This is a genomic window from Sphingobacterium pedocola, from assembly GCF_015209965.1.
Lineage (GTDB): Bacteria > Bacteroidota > Bacteroidia > Sphingobacteriales > Sphingobacteriaceae > Sphingobacterium > Sphingobacterium pedocola.
On record NZ_MU158690.1, the window covers coordinates 662,130 to 683,929 of the forward strand.

21 protein-coding genes are annotated in these 21,800 nt (G+C 43.0%); 10 read left to right on the top strand and 11 right to left on the bottom strand.

Annotated elements, in window-relative coordinates; translation table 11 throughout:
* Positions 1-7 precede the first annotated feature (7 nt).
* The 3 genes from C4F40_RS12895 to C4F40_RS12905 all read left to right on the top strand — a co-directional run bounded on the left by C4F40_RS12895 (position 8) and on the right by C4F40_RS12905 (position 7,859).
* Entirely contained in the window at positions 8-3,193 is a 3,186-nt protein-coding gene (locus C4F40_RS12895; RefSeq protein ID WP_196939797.1) for a SusC/RagA family TonB-linked outer membrane protein, read from the top strand.
* 10 nt (positions 3,194-3,203) lie between these two features.
* Positions 3,204-5,042 (top strand): RagB/SusD family nutrient uptake outer membrane protein, encoded by a 1,839-nt coding sequence (locus C4F40_RS12900; protein ID WP_196939798.1) that lies wholly within the window; start codon positions 3,204-3,206, stop codon positions 5,040-5,042.
* Between the two features lie 156 nt (positions 5,043-5,198).
* On the top strand, positions 5,199-7,859 hold the full coding sequence (locus C4F40_RS12905) for a hypothetical protein (protein WP_196939799.1): 2,661 nt from the start codon (positions 5,199-5,201) through the stop codon (positions 7,857-7,859).
* A 152-nt stretch (positions 7,860-8,011) separates the two neighbouring features.
* Here the strand turns inward: C4F40_RS12905 and C4F40_RS12910 are convergent, their stop codons facing one another.
* The 11 genes from C4F40_RS12910 to C4F40_RS12960 all read right to left on the bottom strand — a co-directional run bounded on the left by C4F40_RS12910 (position 8,012) and on the right by C4F40_RS12960 (position 16,548).
* A complete protein-coding gene (locus C4F40_RS12910; RefSeq protein WP_196939800.1) occupies positions 8,012-8,329 on the bottom strand; it encodes a hypothetical protein in 318 nt (105 codons plus the stop codon).
* Positions 8,330-8,407: 78 nt separating this feature from the next.
* Positions 8,408-8,896, bottom strand: a complete 489-nt coding sequence (locus C4F40_RS12915) for a c-type cytochrome (protein WP_231390053.1) — start codon at positions 8,894-8,896, stop codon at positions 8,408-8,410.
* 23 nt (positions 8,897-8,919) lie between these two features.
* Complete coding sequence (locus C4F40_RS12920) at positions 8,920-9,870, bottom strand: transporter family protein (RefSeq protein ID WP_196939801.1); 951 nt, start codon at positions 9,868-9,870, stop codon at positions 8,920-8,922.
* A gap of 10 nt (positions 9,871-9,880) precedes the next feature.
* Positions 9,881-10,948 carry a cytochrome-c peroxidase gene (locus tag C4F40_RS12925; RefSeq protein WP_196939802.1) on the bottom strand — a complete coding sequence of 356 codons (1,068 nt, stop codon included), beginning with the start codon at positions 10,946-10,948 and terminating at the stop codon, positions 9,881-9,883.
* A gap of 15 nt (positions 10,949-10,963) precedes the next feature.
* On the bottom strand, positions 10,964-11,863 hold the full coding sequence (locus C4F40_RS12930; RefSeq protein WP_231390055.1) for an MbnP family protein: 900 nt from the start codon (positions 11,861-11,863) through the stop codon (positions 10,964-10,966).
* A gap of 5 nt (positions 11,864-11,868) precedes the next feature.
* Positions 11,869-12,990, bottom strand: a complete 1,122-nt coding sequence (locus C4F40_RS12935; RefSeq protein WP_196939803.1) for a cytochrome-c peroxidase — start codon at positions 12,988-12,990, stop codon at positions 11,869-11,871.
* Positions 12,990-13,862, bottom strand: a complete 873-nt coding sequence (locus tag C4F40_RS12940; RefSeq protein WP_196939804.1) for an MbnP family protein — start codon at positions 13,860-13,862, stop codon at positions 12,990-12,992. Before C4F40_RS12940 ends, C4F40_RS12935 begins: the two co-directional genes overlap by 1 nt.
* Positions 13,863-13,894: 32 nt before the next feature.
* Positions 13,895-14,737 carry a FixH family protein gene (locus tag C4F40_RS12945; protein WP_196939805.1) on the bottom strand — a complete coding sequence of 281 codons (843 nt, stop codon included), beginning with the start codon at positions 14,735-14,737 and terminating at the stop codon, positions 13,895-13,897.
* A 183-nt stretch (positions 14,738-14,920) separates the two neighbouring features.
* A complete protein-coding gene (locus C4F40_RS12950) occupies positions 14,921-15,301 on the bottom strand; it encodes a hypothetical protein (RefSeq protein WP_196939806.1) in 381 nt (126 codons plus the stop codon).
* A gap of 14 nt (positions 15,302-15,315) precedes the next feature.
* Positions 15,316-15,966, bottom strand: a complete 651-nt coding sequence (locus C4F40_RS12955) for an SCO family protein (protein ID WP_196939807.1) — start codon at positions 15,964-15,966, stop codon at positions 15,316-15,318.
* Positions 15,967-16,215: 249 nt separating this feature from the next.
* Positions 16,216-16,548, bottom strand: a complete 333-nt coding sequence (locus tag C4F40_RS12960) for a winged helix-turn-helix transcriptional regulator (RefSeq protein WP_196939808.1) — start codon at positions 16,546-16,548, stop codon at positions 16,216-16,218.
* Positions 16,549-16,732: 184 nt separating this feature from the next.
* On the opposite strand from C4F40_RS12960, the gene C4F40_RS12965 reads away from it, so the two are divergent.
* The 7 genes from C4F40_RS12965 (at position 16,733) to C4F40_RS12995 (ending at position 21,782) form a co-directional block, all read left to right on the top strand.
* A complete protein-coding gene (locus C4F40_RS12965; protein WP_196939809.1) occupies positions 16,733-17,122 on the top strand; it encodes a nuclear transport factor 2 family protein in 390 nt (129 codons plus the stop codon).
* Positions 17,123-17,379: 257 nt separating this feature from the next.
* The gene (locus tag C4F40_RS12970; protein ID WP_231390057.1) at positions 17,380-18,087 is read left to right on the top strand and encodes a DsbA family oxidoreductase; all 708 of its coding nucleotides are present in this window, start codon (positions 17,380-17,382) and stop codon (positions 18,085-18,087) included.
* A gap of 105 nt (positions 18,088-18,192) precedes the next feature.
* A complete protein-coding gene (locus C4F40_RS12975; RefSeq protein WP_196939810.1) occupies positions 18,193-19,065 on the top strand; it encodes an AraC family transcriptional regulator in 873 nt (290 codons plus the stop codon).
* Between the two features lie 62 nt (positions 19,066-19,127).
* A complete protein-coding gene (locus tag C4F40_RS12980; RefSeq protein WP_196939811.1) occupies positions 19,128-19,679 on the top strand; it encodes a cysteine hydrolase family protein in 552 nt (183 codons plus the stop codon).
* 189 nt (positions 19,680-19,868) lie between these two features.
* Entirely contained in the window at positions 19,869-20,471 is a 603-nt protein-coding gene (locus tag C4F40_RS12985; RefSeq protein WP_196939812.1) for an SCO family protein, read from the top strand.
* A gap of 37 nt (positions 20,472-20,508) precedes the next feature.
* Positions 20,509-20,874, top strand: a complete 366-nt coding sequence (locus C4F40_RS12990; protein ID WP_196939813.1) for a hypothetical protein — start codon at positions 20,509-20,511, stop codon at positions 20,872-20,874.
* 38 nt (positions 20,875-20,912) lie between these two features.
* Positions 20,913-21,782 carry an AraC family transcriptional regulator gene (locus C4F40_RS12995; RefSeq protein ID WP_196939814.1) on the top strand — a complete coding sequence of 290 codons (870 nt, stop codon included), beginning with the start codon at positions 20,913-20,915 and terminating at the stop codon, positions 21,780-21,782.
* Positions 21,783-21,800 lie beyond the last annotated feature (18 nt).

The following is a 21,800-nucleotide window of genomic DNA, read 5'->3' on the forward strand; positions in this document are numbered from 1 at the left end:
AAACTAAATGATGATTAATAAGAATAAATTAATTAAGCTAGGGACATTTCTTTTCCTGACCACTGTTGCAGGAGGAAAGATATATAGTCAAACGGATCAGGTTACTGATCAACAGGTTTTGGCACAGCAGGCTAATCTTGTCAAGGTAAGCGGTACAGTCATTGATAGCCGTTCCGGAGAGCCGATAGCAGGAGCGAGGGTTACCTATGGAACTACCACTGCCAAGATAACGGATAACCGGGGACGATTTGAGCTTGAGCTCCCAGAGGAAGATGCTTTGGTCGAAGTCTCAATGGATGGTTATACCGCTAAACAGATACCGGTGTTATTTGACCGACCTATGGAAGTCGTGATATATCCCGCAAGTTACCCTTCGTTTTATAAGCAAACGACGACAGTCTTTGGATCGAATAGCCTAATGAACACCGCGGGAGCCATTGCGAAATATGATATAAATGCATGGGAACAGAACTCTGAAACCCTGGATAGCTACCTGCAGGGAAAATTATCAGGCGTTTCTGTCGTCCGTAAATCCGGAACTCCTACGATGGGGGCGAATGTCATGATTCGGAATTACAATTCCTTGTACACCAATAACCAACCCTTATATATTATCGACGGCGTGGTATATGCCTCGGAAATTCACAGTCCGTCGATTACAACGGGCCATGAAAACAATCCGCTGCAAAACATAGATGTACGCGATATTCAGGATATTACGATCCTTAAAGATGCGGTTTCAGCGTCGATATATGGAGCACGTGCGGCCAACGGGGTGGTGGTGATTAATACGAACCATGCCAAAGAGCTAGCTACAAAGATTGATTTTCAAGCCACCACAGGTATGAACTTCACACCAAAAGCTTTGCCTACGATGGCAGCTTATGCATATAGAAGCTATCTAAATGATGTGTTAGCCACTACGTCGCTTTCAGGCGAGGAGATTGGTGGGATGCCGTTCAACAATGATGACAGAAACTTTGAAGAGTATGCGCGGTATCACAACGAAACCGACTGGCAAAAGGAAGTGTTTAAAGGAAGTCAAGATCAGAACTATTATTTGAAAGTAACCGGAGGAGACAATATTGCAAAGTATGCACTTTCCGTGGGGTATAACAATGAAAAAGGAATCATCGACAATACGAATTCCGAGAAATACACGGCCCGCTTCAATGGTGATATGGAAATTACCAAAAAATTGACGGCGCAGACAAATATCTCCATGGGATATGGACAGCAGAACTTGAAGGATCAAGGACTTTCGCCCAAGACAAACCCTATTTTTCTCTCCTTGGTTAAGGCGCCTTTTATGCACCCGAATGAGGTATCTGCAGACGGAGGTGTTTCGCCGATCTATGCCGAGGCAGATATACTTAATATCAGTAATCCCCTGCAAATTATCCATAATGGAATCAACAACAAAAAATCGTATCGATTCCTCGGTTCTGTTGTTTTTGATTATAAATTCAATGAGCAGTTTAACCTGACGAATCTCCTAGCCGTGACCTACGACAAGGCACAGGAAGATTTTTTTGTGCCAAAGAAGGGCATTGCGCGTGATACCGTAAACAATATGGAAGTATTCAGCCGTCTCGGTACGCAGGTTGCACGTTACTTTGGTATTTCCAACGATATTCGTTTAAACTTTAGCAAAGATCTCGGGAACAGTAGCCAACTACAGGCAGCGGCAGGTTTTCGTTACCACAACCACGATGCCGAGCAGGATTATGCGTTAGGATTTAACTCGGCTACAGACCAGTTGGTAAGCATTGGGAATTCTACTGCCGCATCCCGTGTGTATGGAGGTCACATCGGTTCATGGAACAGCTTGACCACATATGCCTTGGGGAGCCTCACCCTCAAAAATAAATATATCTTCAATGGTTCTGTAGGCGTGGACGGATCCTCTAGGTTTGGTGATAAAGTCAAATCGAGTATAAAGATAGACGACAAAGCCTTCGGTATTTTTCCAGCAGTGGGAGCGGCTTGGATTCTTTCGAACGAGGATTTTCTAAAGAGCAACGCTAGCGTTAACCTGTTAAAGATGCGTGTCAATTATGGGGTTGTAGGGAATGATGATGTCGGAAACTACGCTGCAAGGCAGAATTATATATCACAGAATTTTCTGGGTGTGCAAGGGCTCGTACGGGAAGGACTGGCTAACCCTTACCTTAAATGGGAGAGCGTAGAAAAGCTTAATGCAGGGCTGGATGTTTCTTTTTTTCAGGAGAGATTGAATGTGAGCGTCGATGTGTATCAACATACAACGCGCGATATGCTTGTCTACAATAGAGGTAATGCATTGGCTGGTGTAGCGTATTATTTGTACAATAATGGCTCCATGCGTAACCGTGGCGTCGATCTCAATATCTTTGGGCGTGTGGTAGATCGTGCGGTGAAATGGGATGCCGGGCTAACATTGGGTACGTATCAGAATGAAATGGTATCCTTGCCCGAGACTTCCTTTACATCTTATGCCGGAGCTACCTTCATTACCGAAAAAGGATCTCCAGCCAACTCTTTCTACGGCTATAAATTTGATGGCGTATACAGTACAGAAGCGGAGGCGCAAGCGGCAGACCTCGGGATTTTGGATATCGCAGGCGAAAAGGTTCCTTTCAACGCGGGAGATGCCCGGTTTGTAGATAAGAATCGCGATGGGATCATCGATGAAAGCGATCGTTTTATACTGGGTAACCCCATTCCCGATTTATTTGGAGGGTTGAATAATACCATTAGCTACAAGAACTGGAAATTCGGTGCGTTATTTACGTTTAGTGTCGGCAATGATATCTACAACTATACCCGTGCGCAGTTGGAGTCAGGTAGTACTTACTACAATCAGACCGAACTATTGCAAGGACGCTGGCGTACGGAAGGCCAGGTAACCAATGTGCCAAAGGCCGCGTATGGCGACCCGATGGGCAATGCACGTTTCTCAGACAGATGGATAGAGGATGGCTCCTACCTTCGGTTACGTCAGGTATCTTTGGAGTATAACTTCCCCGTAAACAAGCAGATCATAAAATATGTCAGGATCTATGGTACGGCGAATAACCTGTTTACCTGGAGCAAATATTTGGGCTATGATCCCGAGTTTGCGTCGTCTGCGGATATCTTCCATCAAGGAGTAGATGTGACGTTAGAGCCAATATATAAGTCAGTTCAATTAGGTCTCCGTATCGGATTATAAAAATAGGAGTATGTGGAAATTAAATAAACAAATAGTAGTACTGACGATATGTGCCTGCATAGGAGCTTTATCGTCATGTAAAAAGACATTGGAAATCCTACCAGAGGATAGACTGGATAAATCGAAGGTATATAATACAGTGGCCGATGCAGATGCTGCGGTATTTGGGATCTACGGCCAGGTCGCTGGCCTGGGCAAGCAATATATATTATGGAATGAGCTGCGAGCAGATTTGATGGACATTACAATCAATGCAGATCCTTATTTGCAGCAAATTTCGGATCACGATGTCACAACGGATAATCCATATACAGATCCTACTGCGTTCTATAAGGTCATCTTTAATTGCAACGATGTGTTGAAGAATTTTCAGATCATGGCCGATGAAAGTAAAATGTCACAGGAAGAATTTGCTGAACGCTATTCGGATATAGCAGTATTGCGAACCTGGTTATATTTGCAGCTCGGTATTCACTTCGGACAGATCCCTTATATTAAGGATGCGATCGAGAATGTAGATGAACTACAGTTCTTAGGCGAACAGCCTAAACTTTCTTTCGACCAATTGATCGAGGCGCTGATTACCGATACCAAGGATTTACCATATCTGGAATATTATGCCTATCCGGAAGAATCAAGTATGGTCTTTACGACTGATGGAAGGGCTACACGTAAGATTTTTATCAGTAAACCACATGTGCTGGGTGAGCTGTACCTCTGGAAAGGAAATTATTATCAGGCGGCGTACTGGTACAAGAAAGTACTATCGGCAGAAGATGCGAACCCTGAAATACGGTTCCTTTATAACACTAACCGAGTAGGTTGGTTTGATAGTTCGGATGCCAATATCCAGGTGTCCTTTGGCAAAAGTCAAGAGGGCGCTTCATTGGTTAATTCGGTTTCGGCAGGCTGGCGTAGCTTATTTGCCTTGGCAAATACCAACAGGCATTGGTTTACGGAGTGGAATTGGTCCATCCCGTATAGCAATTCCTTTGCACCCGGTAATCCTTTTGTAGAATTGGCCACTAAGGGCGGTAAATACCAGATCCGACCTTCACAAAAAGTGATGGATCTCTGGGATGCACAAACGCTGACCAATGGTGTGCCATGGGATGCTAGGGGCAAGATGTCTTACGAACTCACCTTAGATGAGGAGCCGGTTATCACAAAACTGACGGACAATTCCGAAGAACCGTTGAGCCTGCTAAACAAAGGAGGGCAGTGGAACATCTATCGCGCTGCTGGCGCACATTTGCGTTTTTCTGAAGCCGCCAACCGTGACGGACATGGCCGTGTAGCTTATGCCTTGTTGAACAATGGTATCAAGACTACCTTTTACTACGGCGCATTCAACAGCCAGGGTGGTATGGCTCCGGCCAACTTCTTCGAATTGGAATCGCAGATCACGCACGAAGGCTTTGGCGAGAACAGGAGGACTTACCCGACTTCATCGCCCTATTATTTCGATGCACGGGACAATGCGAGCCTTGTGCGTGGAGTCTGGTACCGTAATATCGGTGTGCGTAGCCGGGCTATGATGCCGTATCTGCTATTTGATGGTATCAGTTTTTCTACAGGTACGGCAGGTGGTTATGGTTTGGTGATGTCGGCATTTGAGGTAGGTATCGAAGAGCTGGAAGATAAGATTATCGAAGAATCCGCTTTGGAATTGGCCTTTGAGGGTGAGCGATGGTCTGATCTTACACGTATCGCGCGCCGTCGTAATGACCCAGCATTCTTGGCAGATAAAGTATATGAAAAGCTGTTAAAGGCAAATAACCCGAAGGCAGGTCAAGTTCGAACGAAGCTAATGGATATGAAGAATTGGTATTTGCCTTTTGATATATAATGTAAAATAAAAATTTGTCATTCCGACGATAGGAGGAATCTAGACCATTTCTGGCGCGAGGATTCGCTTGCGCCTTTTTGGGTTACAATGACCTTTAATTTGATCATCTCTTCAAGGGTTTTGAACCTTTGAGGAGATATCTTTTTTTTACGATCTATGAAGAACCTCAGAACTGTATTGTCTTTCCTTTTGCTTTGCGGAGTTTGCTATTTCAGTTATGCCCAAGGGATAGACCAGCTTAGCAATACCGCTCAGGTGTACCATGCCCGAAATGTACAGGAAAAATTTTACCTCCATCTCGATAAGACGAACTATACTACCGGGGAAACAATATGGTTCAAGGCTTACAGTACCATTGGAATAGAGAACCTGCTGTCGAACTGGAGCAGGATCGCCTACGTGGAGCTGATCGATCCGGCACGCGGTAAGGTCAATTTCATCCGTATCCCCTTGGTCAACGGGCTGGGTGTAGGGGATTTTACCCTACCGGATACCCTTACCGAAGGGGCTTACCGGATCCGTGCCTACACCAACTGGATGCGTAACGACGACGAGCAGTTTTTCTATGACCGCACGGTACAGATCGGCAATGGGCGATCGGACAATACCTACAGCCAAACGGCGCTGAGTGACGACGGGAAGACCTATTCAATTGAGCTACAGAACAACGACGGTTCGAAGCTGCGTAATATCCCCGTAGCGTTCGAGATCAGCGAAGCGGGCAAAAAGGTGAGGAAACAACAGGCTGCTACCGACCATACCGGCCGGGTCACCCTGTCCCTCGACAGCGATCCCGGAAATACCACGGTCCGTTATGAATTTGAGAATGCGGTAGGACACCGGGTGAGCAAGCTGCTCACACCCACAGTCCGATCTGGCGCACCGGAGGTACATCTGCTTCCCGAAGGGGGCAGACTGCTGGCGGGCTTCGCGAACAGGATCGGCGTGAAGGCGATCGATGCGCGCGGACTGGGCATACAGACAAAAGTAGTTTTTCTCTCCGGAAGCGATACCTTATCTAGTATACAGACGAACGTACTGGGCATGGGGGCAGGCACGTTTTCCCTCAACAAAGATAATGCAGTCCGGGCAGTCGCCGAATTTGAAGACGGGAGGACCCAGGAACTGGTTATTCCGACTATCCATAGCTCGGGCTATGCCCTTCTGCTGGATACGCGACCGGATACAGTAATTTCAGCACAGCTGTCGATGTCGGATGACAAGATTAACGGCAAGGATATACATTTTATCGTGCATCATCTGGGGAAAGTATACCTCCGCGCAACGGAGCCCGCAAAATCTGCGCAGCTGCGCTTTAGCGGCAGTGCGGCAGGTCTGCCTAGGGGTATGCTTACCCTGAGTATATTGGACGATCGGCTTGCTCTCATTACCGAACGACCCTTTTTCCATTGCCCTGCGTCCGATCCTTCACCCTTGTCGATGGCCTTGGCGAAAGAAGGCTATACGACCCGTGAAAATGTGACGGTGGATCTCCACTTGGAACAGGACAAGCCATCGGTGGGTGTTTTTTCGGCCTCGGTGGCCAGGTTGGACGGCGAGGAACAGGACTTGTTGCCGAATATCCTGTCGACCTTATTGCTCAGTTCGGATATCAGGGGCTTTATCGAATCCCCGGGTTATTATTTTAATGATAGCGTGCCAAAGCAGCAGGACCTGGACTGCCTGATGCTGACGCAGGGCTGGCGCAGCATCGACTGGACGGCCCTGGATACGTCAAAGGTACTGCCCTATGGCCGAGAATTTGGTATCAAGGTTAGCGGTTACACCCGAAAGATCGGTCGGGACGCGCCTGAGCCGGACGCAACGGTGCGGCTCTTTCCGAAACTGAATTTATACGAATATAAGGAGACGCGCTCGGCAGCGGATGGCTATTTCGAGTTCGATGACCTGCTCTTTTCCGATCGTAGAGGTTTTATTGTGAGCGCGAAGGACAAAAAAGGTAGTAATCGGATCGCTATCCACCTGGACAAGCATGAGCTACCGGAAGTGGGCATGAACAGGAACAGTCCGCTGGAGCAGCCAGATGTGAATACGCTGCTGTCGGACGAGATCCGTGCATCGCAGAAACATTTCGATCAGTTGGCGCGTGTGGGACTAATGGATGGCTCGATCCTGATCGAAGAGGTAACGGTCAGTAAAAAGGTAGGGAAGGCTTCATCCCGGTCAAAGAACCGCAACGGCCCAGGCATGGCAGACCGTGTATTTAATCAGAAAGATATGGAAGGCTATACCTCGTTATCTGGATTTATGTGGGATATGTTGTACAATATTTTGGAACCGAAAGGGAAATGGGATACGACGACTGACATGCCCTTAGCAATTTTTTTCGTGGATGGACAGCAAGTAAGATTGGGTGCGGTGGAGCGTATTGATCCCGATGCCTTGGAAAGCGTAGAGATGTTGCGGAGAGAGGATGGTGCTGTGTACACTTTAATTTACCAAAGTGAATTAGACGAGGCGGGGTGTGACTTAGTGCTTATACTAACGACCAAACCCGGACGTAATGCGTGGACTAACAACAGCACCAATCCCGGTAGATTAACCATTAATCCTCCGGGTTTACATATCAGCAAGACATACTACAAACCAACATACGAGGTAGATAGCGATCGGTCTAAATTTACCGATCTGCGCACCAGCATACATTGGGAGCCGAGTATTGTGGTCAATACATCTGGAAAAGCCAGCTTCGATTTCTATACGTCCGACGAACCGGGCATCTACCGTGTTGTTTTGGAAGGGTTAGATCTAAGCGGCAACTTGTATAGAGAGACTACAGATTTTGAGGTGAAATAGCCTTGAAATTTTGATAACCGACCGCTGAACGGACGACTATATCATCACAGAAGCCTTTTATCTTCCAAGTCGAGTTCCCCAAAGATCTCGACATATTTTAAAGGTCCAAATATGGCTATCTGGACCTTTCTGATAATTGTCCTGCTGTCGTTCTATCCCGGACAGTTCATCGTGACATTGGCATAACTACCTGATCCGGAAACTGAAACTCCATCGTTTGTGCATCCCGATAGCACAGCGCAGTTTACGACATTTTCCAGCCAGATACCGCTCCCACTACAGTTATGTATTTGTGCATTGTTGAGACGGATATTATTACTGCCCGTAAGAACGAAATATTCGCGGCCGCATTCGCGGGCGATCAAATTGCGGGTTGTCACATTGCTGCAATTATTGGCTAACCGCAGACCTGCGTAACCGCCACCGTAATTACACCGGTAGGTATTTACCGTTCCGAGCATCCCGTTCACGGGGTTTTACATCTGGTACAATAGACGTCGGAAAAAGAGGAAGTAACAATCAAAAATGCAGCAAAAAAGCACTATCTTCTAATTTAATTTGGCATCTTCTTGTCGAAGGTACTCCAATATCGCCTTAGCTTCGTTCTCTTGCAAACCTACGTTTACCATCATACTTGGGAAATTTTCTTTGATGGCAAGTGCATCGGGATCCTTCTCAAACATCTCTTCTGGGTGCAGTATTAAATTCAGTATCCATTCCGGTGTTCTTTTCTTGGTAACACCTTTTAAAGCTGGCCCCAGTTTGTCTTCGCCGTGTTCATGACACATCGTACACTTCACGATGAAAAGTTTATTTCCTTCGTCTGCAACAGTCTGGTCAAATTCAGGTTGTGTAAATGACGTTATAGGTCCGATCCCTTTGTTGCCTTCTTTAAGGTAATCGTGGACGACCATCTCTTTAGGTTGGTCTGCTTTTGTCTCCGGTGGAGTTGCTGAACTGTTTGTCTTCGGACTGTTGTTGCACGCAATCGCCATAGCGAGAAGACCAACGGCTAATATTATATTTAATCTTTTCATATCTATTTATTTTACTGGTGAAATCAAAAGGAGAATGATACATGGGTCATAAAACGATTTTCAGCCTTTATACGTCCGTCTGCGAGATTTTGATTGATCGGAGTCTGAAAATTTCCACCAATAGAGATTGCCCCGACATTGATTTCAACACCTGCAATTCCCATCGTGGAATGTCCTCCAGACTGGGTAACGTCAAAACGGTTATAAAGCACATCTTTTGGCTGTGTTTCATATAGCACACCTGCATTTGGAGAAATACGTACTTTGTTCTTTATATTGAACTTATAATATGCCAGTGCATTAATCGTTAATTTGTTGGCATAGCGATAATCATGCTTGTTTTCTGTGTTGATCTTATACGTTGCATTGACGTTGAGTCCGGCATCCATCAAACGAATGTCGTAAGCCGCATTGATCATAAAATCTGTACTCGCCGTTCCTAATTGGAAGTTATTCGGAGCGCCCATCTCTGCACTGGATTGTTCGCTGGTATCATATTCACCGGTAGGTGTCTTGATTCCTGCCCCCACCCATAAGGACTGCATCAAAAGTTTGTTCGTTCCTGTCGTACGGACATCATCGAGAAGTTTGTAATGCCCCATAACAACTATATCGCCAAGCCCGTTCTTCTTTCCGGTTTCCAGACTGTTGTTACCAATAGTCCGCTCATTGAAACTATACGGAATGATAGCCATAGCTCTCCAACGTTCGCCAAAACTCCATGCCCCCCAAAGTTCCATCGTACGATAGGTTTCATTGGTTGAATTCGGTGTACGGATACCGTTAGGGCCGAGGTGGGTCTGTAGTCTATTCTGTTGGTATCGTAAACCCACAAACCGTTTGTTAAAGTCCGGCAAGATACCCAGATAATAGCTACCTACGCCGCAGCCGCAAACATCACAGGCTACTGACACAGGCATATTCGCAAACAGTGCGACAACGGAAAAAATCGATAGTATAATTTTCTTTCTCATATTCCAATATTTAATTGACGATAAAATCAGACCCGAATGGTTCTGATAGTAATTTATTTGACAAAAAGGTAGGATCTTCCAATGTTTTCAGAAAGGCCATTAAATCTGTTTTTTCATCCTCGGTCATAGCAATGCCCAAAGTTCCGTCAGCTTGCCGGAACAGTGGATCCAATGTGGGTGAATCCACCATGTCATAACGGTAATGGTCGAGCATACGGCTAACGGTCAGATAACGCCCATCGTGTGTATAGGGCGCAGTAAAGGAAAGATTCCTTAAAGAGGGCACCTTGAATTTGTATTCGTCATTTACGTTACCCGTTACGATAGCTCTTCCTTTGTCATCACTTCTATTGGGACGTATACCATTGTTGCGATAGCTAAGATCCGTGAATAGGGGTTCTTTGTGGCAGTTCGCACAGTTATTCTGAAAAAACAGGTAACCCCGTTGTTGCGATTCTGAAAAGGAAGCACCTTCTTCCTTACGCATCACTTTGTCGTATTTGGAGTCACTACTGGTGGCCATGAGCATAAATTGCGATAAAGCCCTGAAAAACAAAGCGTCGGTAATCTCTTCCGTGCCGAAAGCTTTTTTGAAGAGTGCCGGATACTCGGGACGTGCCCTTAATTTGAGCAGCACGTTGGGTACCGTCTCGTCCATCTCCACCTCACTGTGAATAGCATTCACGCCTGACAAGTCGAGATCAAATACTCCACCGTCCCAAAAGAACTCATGGTGCCAGGCCAAGTTCATAATCGGCATGGGATTACGTGTCCCGAGCCGGTCATCTATCCCGTGGCTTACGTCATGCCCATGATGCGTAAATCCAGCGCCCTGTATATGGCAGCTCCCACAGGCAATGGTGTTATTTCTGGAAAGCCGGGGTTCATAGAAAAGTTTTTTTCCTAATTCGAAGCCGTCTTTGGTCACTGGATTTCTGGACAGGTCATAGGAGGGTTTCGGAAAATTGGAAGGCTGTACAAATCCCAAGAATGTTTCCTCGTCCTCCAAGATGTCATTCCCTTTCTTGCAGGCCCACACCACTCCAAGTAGTAAGGTTAACACCAATATCTTCTTCATCTCTTCTTTGTTTTATTAATTCGAGGAAAGCTCCTCTTCACTCCGCACATAATTCTCGGTATGGTCATGCGTAAACAGGGAGCCAAAATTACCCGCGATATTCCCGCTGTCCTCTTTATTGAACATGACGTTAGGTTTATCCGCTATACTCAACTTATACGGGCCATTAAAGATCTGCATCAGGTCAACCATCAAATGGACATTGCTCCTTAAGTCTGCTCTCACATGCGCCAAATGGTCCCCACTGGTTTTGGTCAGGTCAACTGTAATGACTTTGATATTGTTCATTGCTTCCGGATCGTCAAAGGGATAACCGAAACCACCGATATGATATTTGAATTGTTTATTACCAGTAGGGTCACCTTGCTGATCATCTGTTACCACGTCACTATTCCCTTCCAGTTTGAAGAAGATATAACCCTGGCTCCATGTCCAGAACATACCCGCATGGCCTTCTCCCGGATTGAAGGAAAGCACCCCTGTTCTTCGTTCCATAGGCATCATGTTTCTTTCCTGATCGACTCCTATCATAAACTCAACTTTCGTATAATCTCCTTCCGGCACTTTGACCTTTGTAAAGCGGGTCGTTCGATCTGATCCATCTACCATAAAATAACTATCGTCCTGCGAAACGGTATAACTACTTCCATCGGCTTTGTAAAGCTTGATATTGCTGATGTAGTACATCAGGATACGTATACTGAATTGCTCGCCCTTTCCATTTCGGTACAGATAGTTAGGGTCGATATATAATCGGTCTTCCCCAACGATATGGTCAAACTCAATAGAGAAATCGCCCATTTTAGTTTCGTCAATAATATCGTCATCCTTTTTACAGGCCGATAGGAGAAAGCAAAACGCTATAAGTGCGGTCGCCATATTCTTCCAGTTTCTTTTTATCATTTTATATTTCATATCAATTATTTAAAAGGACTTGAAAATTCCCTGCTTTTTAAAAATGTCTCATCGGTCAACGCATTCAGAAAGGACTTAATGTCCTCGACTTCTTTGTCCGTCATCGGTATGCCGACCTGGTCCTTGTTCTGGTATAATACCGAAGCGGTAACAGGGGTATCTTTAATGTCGAAACGATAATGATTTAATACCTCATCTATCGTTTTAAACCGCCCATCGTGCATATAAGGTGCACTGACCATCACATTGCGCAGCGTGGGTGTTTTGAAAGCTCCCAAATCCAGTGGATTGTAGGTAATGCGGTATCTCCCCCAATAGATGCCCTCATGCGATCCATCACCAAAATCATCATCTATGCCGTTATTGTGAAATTCATTATCCGTAAATAATTCCCCTGCGTGGCAAGAGCCACACTTTTGGCGAACCAGATTCAGTCCCCGAAGCTGCTCGGCAGATAGCGCGTCCGGCTGCTCTTCTCGACGGTAAAAGTCGTATGGAGCATCTGCCGAGATCAACATCCGCTGGAATTGCGATAGCGCCATAGCCGTTCGATGCTCGCTTGGCAGTTCCCCAAATGCTTTCTGAAATAACTCCACATAAGTAGCATCCGCACGCAAGCGTTCCACCAGCACGGGTAGGTACATGCCCATCTCGTCGGCATGTGTCAGCGGACCAAATGCCTGTGATTCCAGATTGGTCGACCCTCCGTCCCAAAAAAAACCCTTGTCTGCCCAGGCTAGATTGAACAATGTGGGCGAGTGCCGCTCCAAAGGCTTACCCGATACACCAGCTGTGGTGAGTGCCACTCCATCGGAAAAGCCTTTGCTTTGGTGGTGACAGCTTGCACAGGACACCTGTTTATTGGCGGACAAAAGAGGATCGTAGAAAAGCCGCCGGCCCAATTCAACGCCCGCTTTGGTCAGTGGATTGGATGGTATACCAGTCTTGGGGTCAATAGCAGATTCCACCGCTTTGGGAAAAAATGCAGGCTGACGAAAAGCAAAAGGAATCTCCTCCTCTTCGGCAAGGGGTAGACCATCATCCTTAGAACAGGATAATACGCCGACCAACCCGACCAAAAGGACGAAGACTCCAGTGAAATGTTTATTTCTTAGCTTTATAGACATTAATTTGCTTCCACAGAAACCGAACCCGCTTCTTTGAATGTTAGCGATTTACTTAAGAAAGCATCGCGAAAAGCTTTCATCAGTTCTTTTTTGCTTTGGCTGATGCTGTTGTTGGTCCAAGGCTGATCGGTAGCGGACAGTAATTCTTTGACATCCACGTCCAAAGTGATTTTTGCCGAGTTTTGAGCATCAATTTTCAGTGGTGTAGCCAGTTCTATAGTTTTTTCAGCGCCATCAAACAGTTCGTTGGAACCTGTTTCCCACGACAGTGCCTTCGAAGTTGGTGTCCCGGCTGCCCAATGCATGGTACCGGCCAAGGTCAAGAATTTGTAACTCGTGAACCACATCCAGCCATCACTGACACCCATTCCGTTCAGCGAGCCTAGTTCTCCTGCAGTCAGTGTGATATTGTCATTATATTTTTGATCGACACCGATAGAAAATTTGATGGCTTTGTATTCACCGGAGGGGATGTCTTTGATCGTTACTTTTTCTCGTTTTTTTGCGGGATACTTCTCTCCGTTGATCAAATGTTCTACTTCAATTTCATTGGTCTCCTCCACCAGATAGTAGGAGTCTGGTAAAGCATGCTCTTTATTGTCTTTGTCAACCAGTTTGACGTTGCTCACCCAATAACGGAGACGGTTAAACTCGAATTCCAGATCATAAGTATCTTCGGAATTAACAAGTTGATAGGGATATTTCTTATTCAGTTCAAAATCTGAGTCACCATATCGGGCATCAAATGTCAATGACAAAGATCCCGCCTGATCAGCGTAGACAATTTTTTCAACTTCTTTAATTTCTGTTTTGTCACAAGATGTGAACACCAACGCAGCGATGGCTGCAAAAAATAGATTTTGCTTCTTCATTTCTCTAATTATTATACTAATTGGTTTGTTTTTTATCTGACCTCAACAGGAAATACCAACTCCTCCTGTGATACTTTTTCTCCACCTTTGAACAGATTCACTTTAATCTTCCAATGACCTTTCATCGTAAAATTGACCATTCCGCTATACCGTCCATTACCTTTGGTTGTGGCAGTTTTATTGTTCGGAGAGCCATGCCCCATATCCGGCATAAAGGGTTCTATCTCGACCGTGTAGCCGTCCAATACCGAGAAGAGGTTATGATCCATTTTGTGAAGCGTGAAGTCAATAGGTTGGCTACCGGTCTTTACCTCCGCGGGTAATAATAGACTAACGAACACCTGGCTATCATCTTTGGTACCTACGGGGATCGTGCGCGCAGGCTTCGCCTCTGATACAGGTAAGAGAAAAGACAAGCTATCTTTTTTGTTAAGGACTGCATGCAACATCCATCCTTCACCCATATCATCCATGTTGGCCATGATAAAGACAACTTCGGCCTTAAATAATCCGTTTCCCAAATCGATTAAAGGGTAATAGGGCCCTCCATGAGACATCATGCCCATGTCCATGATTACATCATAATCAAGATGTGCATTTGTAACTGGACTTCCTTCGAGGTCTGTGAACTGAATATAGATTGTTTCGTTTTTACTTGTCAGACTGTCCTGTGCAAATACACTCACCTTATTATCGGTTAACGTGGTATCTGTAATTTTGGTTAATGTGCTTATATCAAACGCATTACCAGCTGTGTCAGCAGGATTCTTTTGTTGGGTCTGTGTATTGTTTCCGCACCCGGTTAAACTGTATACCAAAGCCATAGACGCAATGCCTAAAAGCATGGATACTTTTCCAAAGTAAACTGATTTCATCTGTTTATTTCCTTTTTAATGGAAGATGAGAGCTCAATGTAAATAATCATTGCCCTGTGATCAATATTATTTACATCTCGGTTTCATTCTCGATTATATTCAATGCCAAAATAGTTGTGTTGACAGCCATAAGGATAAATATACCTTTGGCCAACACAGCACTACTAAATTTATAGGGGTAAATTAGACTTGGAAGCGAGGGGGACGGAAGTTATTCTTAAAATGGATAAAGCTGTAGTAGGCGCTGTAATACGTAATATATTTATGTTCTGCACGAATCAATATTTGCTCCGGGATAGTCAACTGATCTTGAATCAGGCAAATGAAGGTTTCGTATTTTAAATTTTGGGGGAGGCTTTTATCAGAAGATTTCTCATCGAGTGCCTTGAGCTTTTTCATGAGCACACATTGACCATTACAATGCATCTCAGGCCGGGTTTTATTTTCACAAAGGTTTGCTGCAATAAATGATCGGTTACTTTCAAACCACACAAACACCCCCATGCTTCCCAGACATTGGAAAGCAAGTACAATAAGGAGCAAGAAAGATATGATCTTTTTCAATTTGGTTTAAACGTTTACAGTTGTTTCAATAATTTTCGGATGTCCACTATTGCCTTTCTTGCTTCTTCTTCATTCGTACCATCGTAAACACCCCTTACATACCCTTTGGTGTCTACCAATGTAAATGCGCCACTGTGGTCAAAACCTCCTGGGACATCGGGGTTTTCCTCTGCATACGAAAAGTAGCCATCCTTTCCTGCAATCGTATAAACGGCTTCCTGAGGACCATTTAAGAACCTCCAATTTAATGGCGCTCCAAGTTTTTTGGCATAATCGCGGAGAACAGCTGGCGTATCATGTTTATCGTCAATGGTATGGGATAAAATAACAAACCGCTCTTCATGCGCAAACTCTTTTGCGATGATAAGCATGTTTTTGGCAAGTAATGGGCATATCGTGGGACAACGTGTAAAGAAAAAATCTGCCAGATATATTTTGTCGGCTAGATCCTTGTTAGAAATCCATATGCTATCCTGATCGACAAAACGGAATGTAGGAATGGTGTGGTATAGGGTGTCCTTAATGATAACACCTTCTTTTTCGACGGAAATAATTTCCTTTTCACCCACAATAGGAAGGTTACCATTATCTTGGTTAACGCAAGAATAAAAGACAGGAATGCTAAAAAGTAAGAGCGATGCTTTGCGAAATTTGAACGACAACATATATTCTTTTCTACTATTTGATCATACAGAAATTGTAGACAAAGTTACCAATCTTTATATTGCCAAATACTTATATAAGCGTGCTATTGATTTAGGTTTTCGTGCAGGAAATCAAGTTAACTGACACGTGGTACCGATAGAAACTATTTTCGCTTTAACGCGTCAACTTGCAACGCAATACCGAGCGATCTATATAACATAAAACTACTTCCGTAGGATTTTTTTTAAACCTACTATCAGCAGGCTTCATCACACTAAGTTTTGCAGTCCGAATTGAGCCAGTTGATCCACAATTGGTAAAGTTTTCAACCCCAGTTCGGTGAGCCGGTATTCTACTTTCGGGGGAATTTCGGGATAGACTTTTTTGCTGACTAGTTTATTCTCAACAAGCATATTCAATTCCTGAATCAACATTTTTTCACTAATGCCCGTAACAGCCCTTTTCAATTCACCGTACCGCATTACACCTTCGTTGATTTGGAACAATATCATTAACGTCCATTTACCGCCTAGTAAAGTTAAAGACGCTCTAACAGGGCAGCTATCATCGCAAGGTGGATTTGTTTTTAAGTTTTTTTCCATTGATAATCAACAATTCTAACCATCTAGTAAGTACCAGATGTATAGGTAGGTACTTGTGCAAAGGTAAGTTGTTGGTTAGATTTGTACAAATGTTAATTACTAAAATGCACGCTCACAAATTCAACGTAATATACGAAGTAAAGAAATAAGGTGAAGAAAACAGTACTTTAAAAAAATAGATATTATGACAGCAATAGAAGTAGTAACGGCTTACTCAGTAGCCCTCTCGCAAGGAGACATTCCTACCGCGTTTTCACATTTCAGTCCGGGTGCCAAATGGCACCAGCCGGGAATCCATCAATTTGCCGGAACAAAAACAGGGCTCGAATCCATTGGCAAAATGCTTAGCGAAATGATGGCTATAACCCAAGGTTCATTGGCAATCAATCCAACAGGAGCGTTGATGTCCAATGAAAATTTAGTTTCGTTCCCTGTTCATTTTACTGGTAAAATTGGTGATAGAACAGTGGATATGAATGGTGTCGATTTGTTTGAAGTTGTGGATGGAAAAATTGTCCAGGTTTGGTTGTTTTCAGAAGACCAAGCTGCTGAAGACGATTTTTGGGGAAATTAGCATCATGCGATCTTAAAACGAGGACGCTTGGTTTGAAGGGCCTTCCGTCTTCGTTTTTTATAAATGAAAAAAGCCAAAGAAGTGTGTACCATCGGTAAAGCATTATAAACCTAAATGGGTAAACAGGCAACACAAATACAATAACAGGTAGGCTTAAAATTGTTATCGATAGCGAAAGCTGGAAAAGCAGTTACAACCAAAAGTTTATCTTTGTATGTTGGTAATCCTATTTCATAATAACGATAAATACTTTAAAAATGAAGGTAGAAATTTGGAGTGATGTAATTTGTCCGTTCTGTTACATCGGAAAACGAAATTTTGAAACGGCTTTGGAACAATTTGCAGAAAGGAAAAACATTGAAGTAATCTGGAAAAGTTTCCAACTGGATGCGTCAATTCCGGAAGTGGCTACTGAAAGCTATGCCGAATATTTGGTAAAGCGAAAAGGAATGGCTGCAGAACAGGTTCAAGGAATGTTGACTAATGTAACAGAAATGGCTTCGCAAGTGGGATTAGATTATCATTTGGATCAATCTGTAATCGTGAATTCGCAAAAAGCCCATCAATTGATACAATTTGCAAAATCAAAAGAACTGGGTAACGAAGCCGAAGAACGTTTATTTAGCGCTTTTTTTACCGAGAGCAAAAATATTGCTGATACCGAAACCCTCGTCCGATTAGGTAAGGATTTCGGTTTGGAAGAAAGCGAACTAAAAGCCAGTCTGGAAGACGAAAAATATAAATATGAGATAACTCAAGATATTCAGGAAGCTCAAAACATTGGAGTTACGGGTGTTCCATTCTTTGTTTTTGATCGAAAATATGCTGTTTCTGGCGCACAACCCGCAGAAGTGTTTTTACAAAGTTTAAACAAGTCATTTTCTGAATGGAGAACGTCTAACCCTGGAGCTACGCTGGCAGTTACACAAGCAAATAGCTGTAATATTGATGGTAGTTGTGGCTAATCTGTACTGCTTGTTTTTTTGCTCAGTGATTCAGCATCTGCAAAATGATACCACCCATTTAGGAGATTTAAAAAAGTGTATTGGCGATAATCAAAGAAAAAATAGTTGGAAACAATAAAATTTAACAAGACAGAATGCGGTGTAGATTTTCTGCTCAACGTACTTCCTGCCGATGAAATCGGGGCGGCATATCTTAGTCAAAAATTGTTTAATACAGATTATTTTGAAATCGTTTTTTTTAAGAAAGGTAGCGGTCAGCTTATCCTCAATTACCAAAAAATAAATATCGGGGACAACAGTATTGTTTTTATTTCTCCTTTTCAAAAACGCCAATGGAAACTTGATGCCGAAAATTTTGATTTTACCGTTTTGGTTTTTCAAGAAGATTTTTTAAATGAATTCTTCTCCGATAAACTGTTTACCTACCGTTTATCTTATTTCTATCAGTTGGAATTTCCTTTAAGTATGGAAGTTGAGAAAGAAAACATAGAAAGGTATTGTGTCTTGTTATCAGAAATTAAAGCAGAATTACGGAAAACTAAGATAGACAGTGTGCATATCATCCGTTCCCTAATCTATTACCTTTTACAGAAATTGAACAGAGTGTATGCCGAGAAGCATCATTTATCATTAAAAAATCAAGAAAACAATTATGCATTTCAATTCAAAAAACTGATTGAAACGAATATCGAACATAAACAGCGAATCATCGATTATACAGAATTAATGGGCATCAGTCGTATCACCCTAAACAAATCGGTAAAAGGCCAGTTCAATTTGACAGCAACGGATCTGTTAAAGCAAAGACTGCTTATAGAAATCAAAGATTACCTCATCCATTCTGAAATGACCGTTTCGGAAATAGCTTACAAACTCCATATTTCAGAGCCCAACCATTTGATGCGTTTTTTTAAGAAGCAAACAGGGATGACGACCAGCGAATTTTTAGCGGATTATCAAAATGGTATCATTTCCTAGCGATTTGGTATGATCGGTCATACTGGTGTTTGCTAATTTTGTTATACAAAAAATAAATGATTATGAGCAAACAAGCATTAATTGTTATCGACATCCAGAACGAATATTTCGAAAACGGAGCACTTCCGCTGGTAAACCCTGAAACGGCGAGTCTAAATGCCCGCAAGGTTCTGGACCATTTCAGAGCAAACAATTTACCCGTTGCACACATCCAACACGTATCAGCAGACCCCGAAGCATTGCCGATTTTTGTTGAAGGAACTTCTGGTGTAGAAATCCACGAAAATGTGAAACCAGTTAACGAGGAAAAAGTTTTTCAAAAGTATTATCCAAATAGTTTTAGAGAAACAGGCCTTTTGGATTATTTAAAAGAAAATGACGTAACCGAAGTTGTTATTACAGGAATGATGACCCATATGTGTGTAGATGCAACCACACGAGCTGCATTTGATTATGGCTACAAATGTACGGTTCTAGGAGATACTTGTGCTTCACGGGATTTGGAAATCAACGGAAAAACCATAAAAGCCGATGACGTACACCACGCATTTTTAGCCGCATTAGCGTTTTTCTATGCGGAGATAAAGAGTGCCGAAGATTTTCTATCTGCATAACGCAGCAACAGAATAAAAAAGAAAGATTAATACCATCTTACGTATTTTTTGATATATACATAAGCGTGCTATTGATTTAGATTTTCGTGCTTAGAGCAGTATAAATAGGCTATCATACGCAGATGAAGAAAAAATCAAGCTAAGAAAGCGTATATTTGAAGTGTAAAAATTCTAATCTTTGCGCGTTTTATGAGAATAGTCTTTCTGTTGTTAGTGGTATCGTTCATTTTTAGCTGTTGTCAGGAGAACAAATTGCCTTATTTAGGCACGCCAATAATGAAGGGAGGTGCTGCCGTTTATCCCACAATAGATCCATTTACAATGCGCAATCAAGACGGTATGGAAGTATCTTTCAATAGTTTGAAAAGCAAGATCCATGTGGCATCGTTTATTTTTCTTTCCTGTCCGACAATTTGTCCCCAGATGAGCGTTCAGATGAAAAAGGTGCAGGAGAAAACCCAGGGCATGGACGACGTGCTTCTTCTTTCGTTTAGCATTGATCCGACACGGGATACTATACCTGCTCTAAGGTCGTACGCGACTAAAATAGGAGCTAAAGATAACAAGTGGCATTTTCTGCATGGGAATCAGGAAGACGTTATGCGTTTGGCGGAAAAATCCTATTATGCCATAGCATATCCCGATAGCCTGGCACCGGGAGGTTTTACACACAGCGGAGGTCTGCTTTTGGTCGATAAAGAGCTTCAAATCAGAGGTGTGTATGATGGTACATCAAACGAAGAAACCAAACGGCTTTTGAAAGACATCGCTACCCTAAGGAAGGAAACCTAGTTTTATTTATTAGATTCGCACAGTTTTGAGGAAATTCATGTACATATCGTTGCTTTTGGCTGTTACCATGCAGTCCACGAGTAGTATATGGATATATATGGGTTTTCAGCTCAACCGCGATTACATCGCAGGCCAGCTATGTATCAATCGATTTGAAACCATTCCTGTATGTAATGGATCTTGTTATCTGGAAGAAAGGATTAAATCGGAAAAGAGTAACGAGGGTGTACAGATAACAGTTAAGTTGCTCGAGGTTGTAATGGTTTTACCTCTTTTTGACCATTTCCACGAAAAACCTATTCAACAACCCAGTGAAGACATCGTTTTTACACCGACTTTTTCCGATCCGTTGTCTAACGGATTTTACTTTAGTATCTTCAAGCCACCGGTATTCCTTAGCTAATTGATCTATCGATTATTTTAAGTTAAGGAAATATTATTATGGTTGTCAGAACAGATGAAATAAGCGTTTTGACACTGGAAGATATGGGAAGTCCTAATATAGGTTTCATCATTTCTCCGCTTCGCACCTTTAACCAGCAGTATAGTTTTCTGTCCTTACCCAATCAAAGAATGTTTTATACAATCATCTATTTTGAGGAAGAAGGAGGGAGATTTACCATCGATCAATCGATCGTACAGGTTGAAAAAGGAGAAGCGTTGGCCATTGCCCCATCCAGTGTCTGCACATTTAAAATAAATAAAGAAGCGAAAGGTTGGGTTTTGTCTTTTACAGATGCTTTTTTTTCAAAGCGCTATAACGATAATGTTTTGTGCGATTTTTCATTTCTAAAAGGAAATACGCTATGTAAACAGTTTGAGAATGCGGAAGATATGCAGCGGTTGTATATGATAATTGATGCGATGTATGACGAGTTTATACGTTCGGGAACTGATTCCAAGACGATCTTACGTTCCTATCTGAATATTGTACTCGGTATTTTGGGGAGATCCAATGGTTTAACAGTTGATATTCCCTACAATAGAGAGAAAGAGAGTAAGATAAGAATGTTTGAAAAGTTGTTAGAGGAATATTACAAACTGGAGAGATTTCCGTCCTTTTACGCTGAAAAATTGAATATATCCACTAATTACCTAAACCGTATCTGTAAAGAAGGGCGAAACAGAAGTATTGGAGAAATAATAAGAGATAGGATACTCCTGGAAGCGGAACGATTGCTCTTTCATACGTTCAAAACCGTATCGGAGGTTTCATTTGAACTTGGATTCGACAGCGCTTCTTATTTTATTACATTTTTCAAAAAGAAGCACGGGGTCAGTCCAGAAGAATATCGAAAAATGCATCGATAAGCGGATAGCTTATTAAGC

Bases quoted from the DNA above. Each gene is read 5' to 3' on its own strand.
- C4F40_RS12920 (WP_196939801.1), bottom strand. From the start codon at position 9,870: ATGAGAAAGAAAATTATACTATCGATTTTTTCCGTTGTCGCACTGTTT.
- C4F40_RS12905 (WP_196939799.1), top strand. From the start codon at position 5,199: ATGAAGAACCTCAGAACTGTATTGTCTTTCCTTTTGCTTTGCGGAGTT.
- C4F40_RS12985 (WP_196939812.1), top strand. From the start codon at position 19,869: ATGAGAATAGTCTTTCTGTTGTTAGTGGTATCGTTCATTTTTAGCTGT.
- C4F40_RS12925 (WP_196939802.1), bottom strand. From the start codon at position 10,948: ATGAAGAAGATATTGGTGTTAACCTTACTACTTGGAGTGGTGTGGGCC.
- C4F40_RS12915 (WP_231390053.1), bottom strand. From the start codon at position 8,896: ATGAAAAGATTAAATATAATATTAGCCGTTGGTCTTCTCGCTATGGCG.
- C4F40_RS12895 (WP_196939797.1), top strand. From the start codon at position 8: ATGATGATTAATAAGAATAAATTAATTAAGCTAGGGACATTTCTTTTC.
- C4F40_RS12935 (WP_196939803.1), bottom strand. From the start codon at position 12,990: ATGTCTATAAAGCTAAGAAATAAACATTTCACTGGAGTCTTCGTCCTT.
- C4F40_RS12980 (WP_196939811.1), top strand. From the start codon at position 19,128: ATGAGCAAACAAGCATTAATTGTTATCGACATCCAGAACGAATATTTC.
- C4F40_RS12960 (WP_196939808.1), bottom strand. From the start codon at position 16,548: ATGGAAAAAAACTTAAAAACAAATCCACCTTGCGATGATAGCTGCCCT.
- C4F40_RS12955 (WP_196939807.1), bottom strand. From the start codon at position 15,966: ATGTTGTCGTTCAAATTTCGCAAAGCATCGCTCTTACTTTTTAGCATT.
- C4F40_RS12990 (WP_196939813.1), top strand. From the start codon at position 20,509: ATGTACATATCGTTGCTTTTGGCTGTTACCATGCAGTCCACGAGTAGT.
- C4F40_RS12930 (WP_231390055.1), bottom strand. From the start codon at position 11,863: ATGAAATATAAAATGATAAAAAGAAACTGGAAGAATATGGCGACCGCA.
- C4F40_RS12945 (WP_196939805.1), bottom strand. From the start codon at position 14,737: ATGAAATCAGTTTACTTTGGAAAAGTATCCATGCTTTTAGGCATTGCG.
- C4F40_RS12970 (WP_231390057.1), top strand. From the start codon at position 17,380: ATGAAGGTAGAAATTTGGAGTGATGTAATTTGTCCGTTCTGTTACATC.
- C4F40_RS12900 (WP_196939798.1), top strand. From the start codon at position 3,204: ATGTGGAAATTAAATAAACAAATAGTAGTACTGACGATATGTGCCTGC.
- C4F40_RS12995 (WP_196939814.1), top strand. From the start codon at position 20,913: ATGGTTGTCAGAACAGATGAAATAAGCGTTTTGACACTGGAAGATATG.
- C4F40_RS12940 (WP_196939804.1), bottom strand. From the start codon at position 13,862: ATGAAGAAGCAAAATCTATTTTTTGCAGCCATCGCTGCGTTGGTGTTC.
- C4F40_RS12965 (WP_196939809.1), top strand. From the start codon at position 16,733: ATGACAGCAATAGAAGTAGTAACGGCTTACTCAGTAGCCCTCTCGCAA.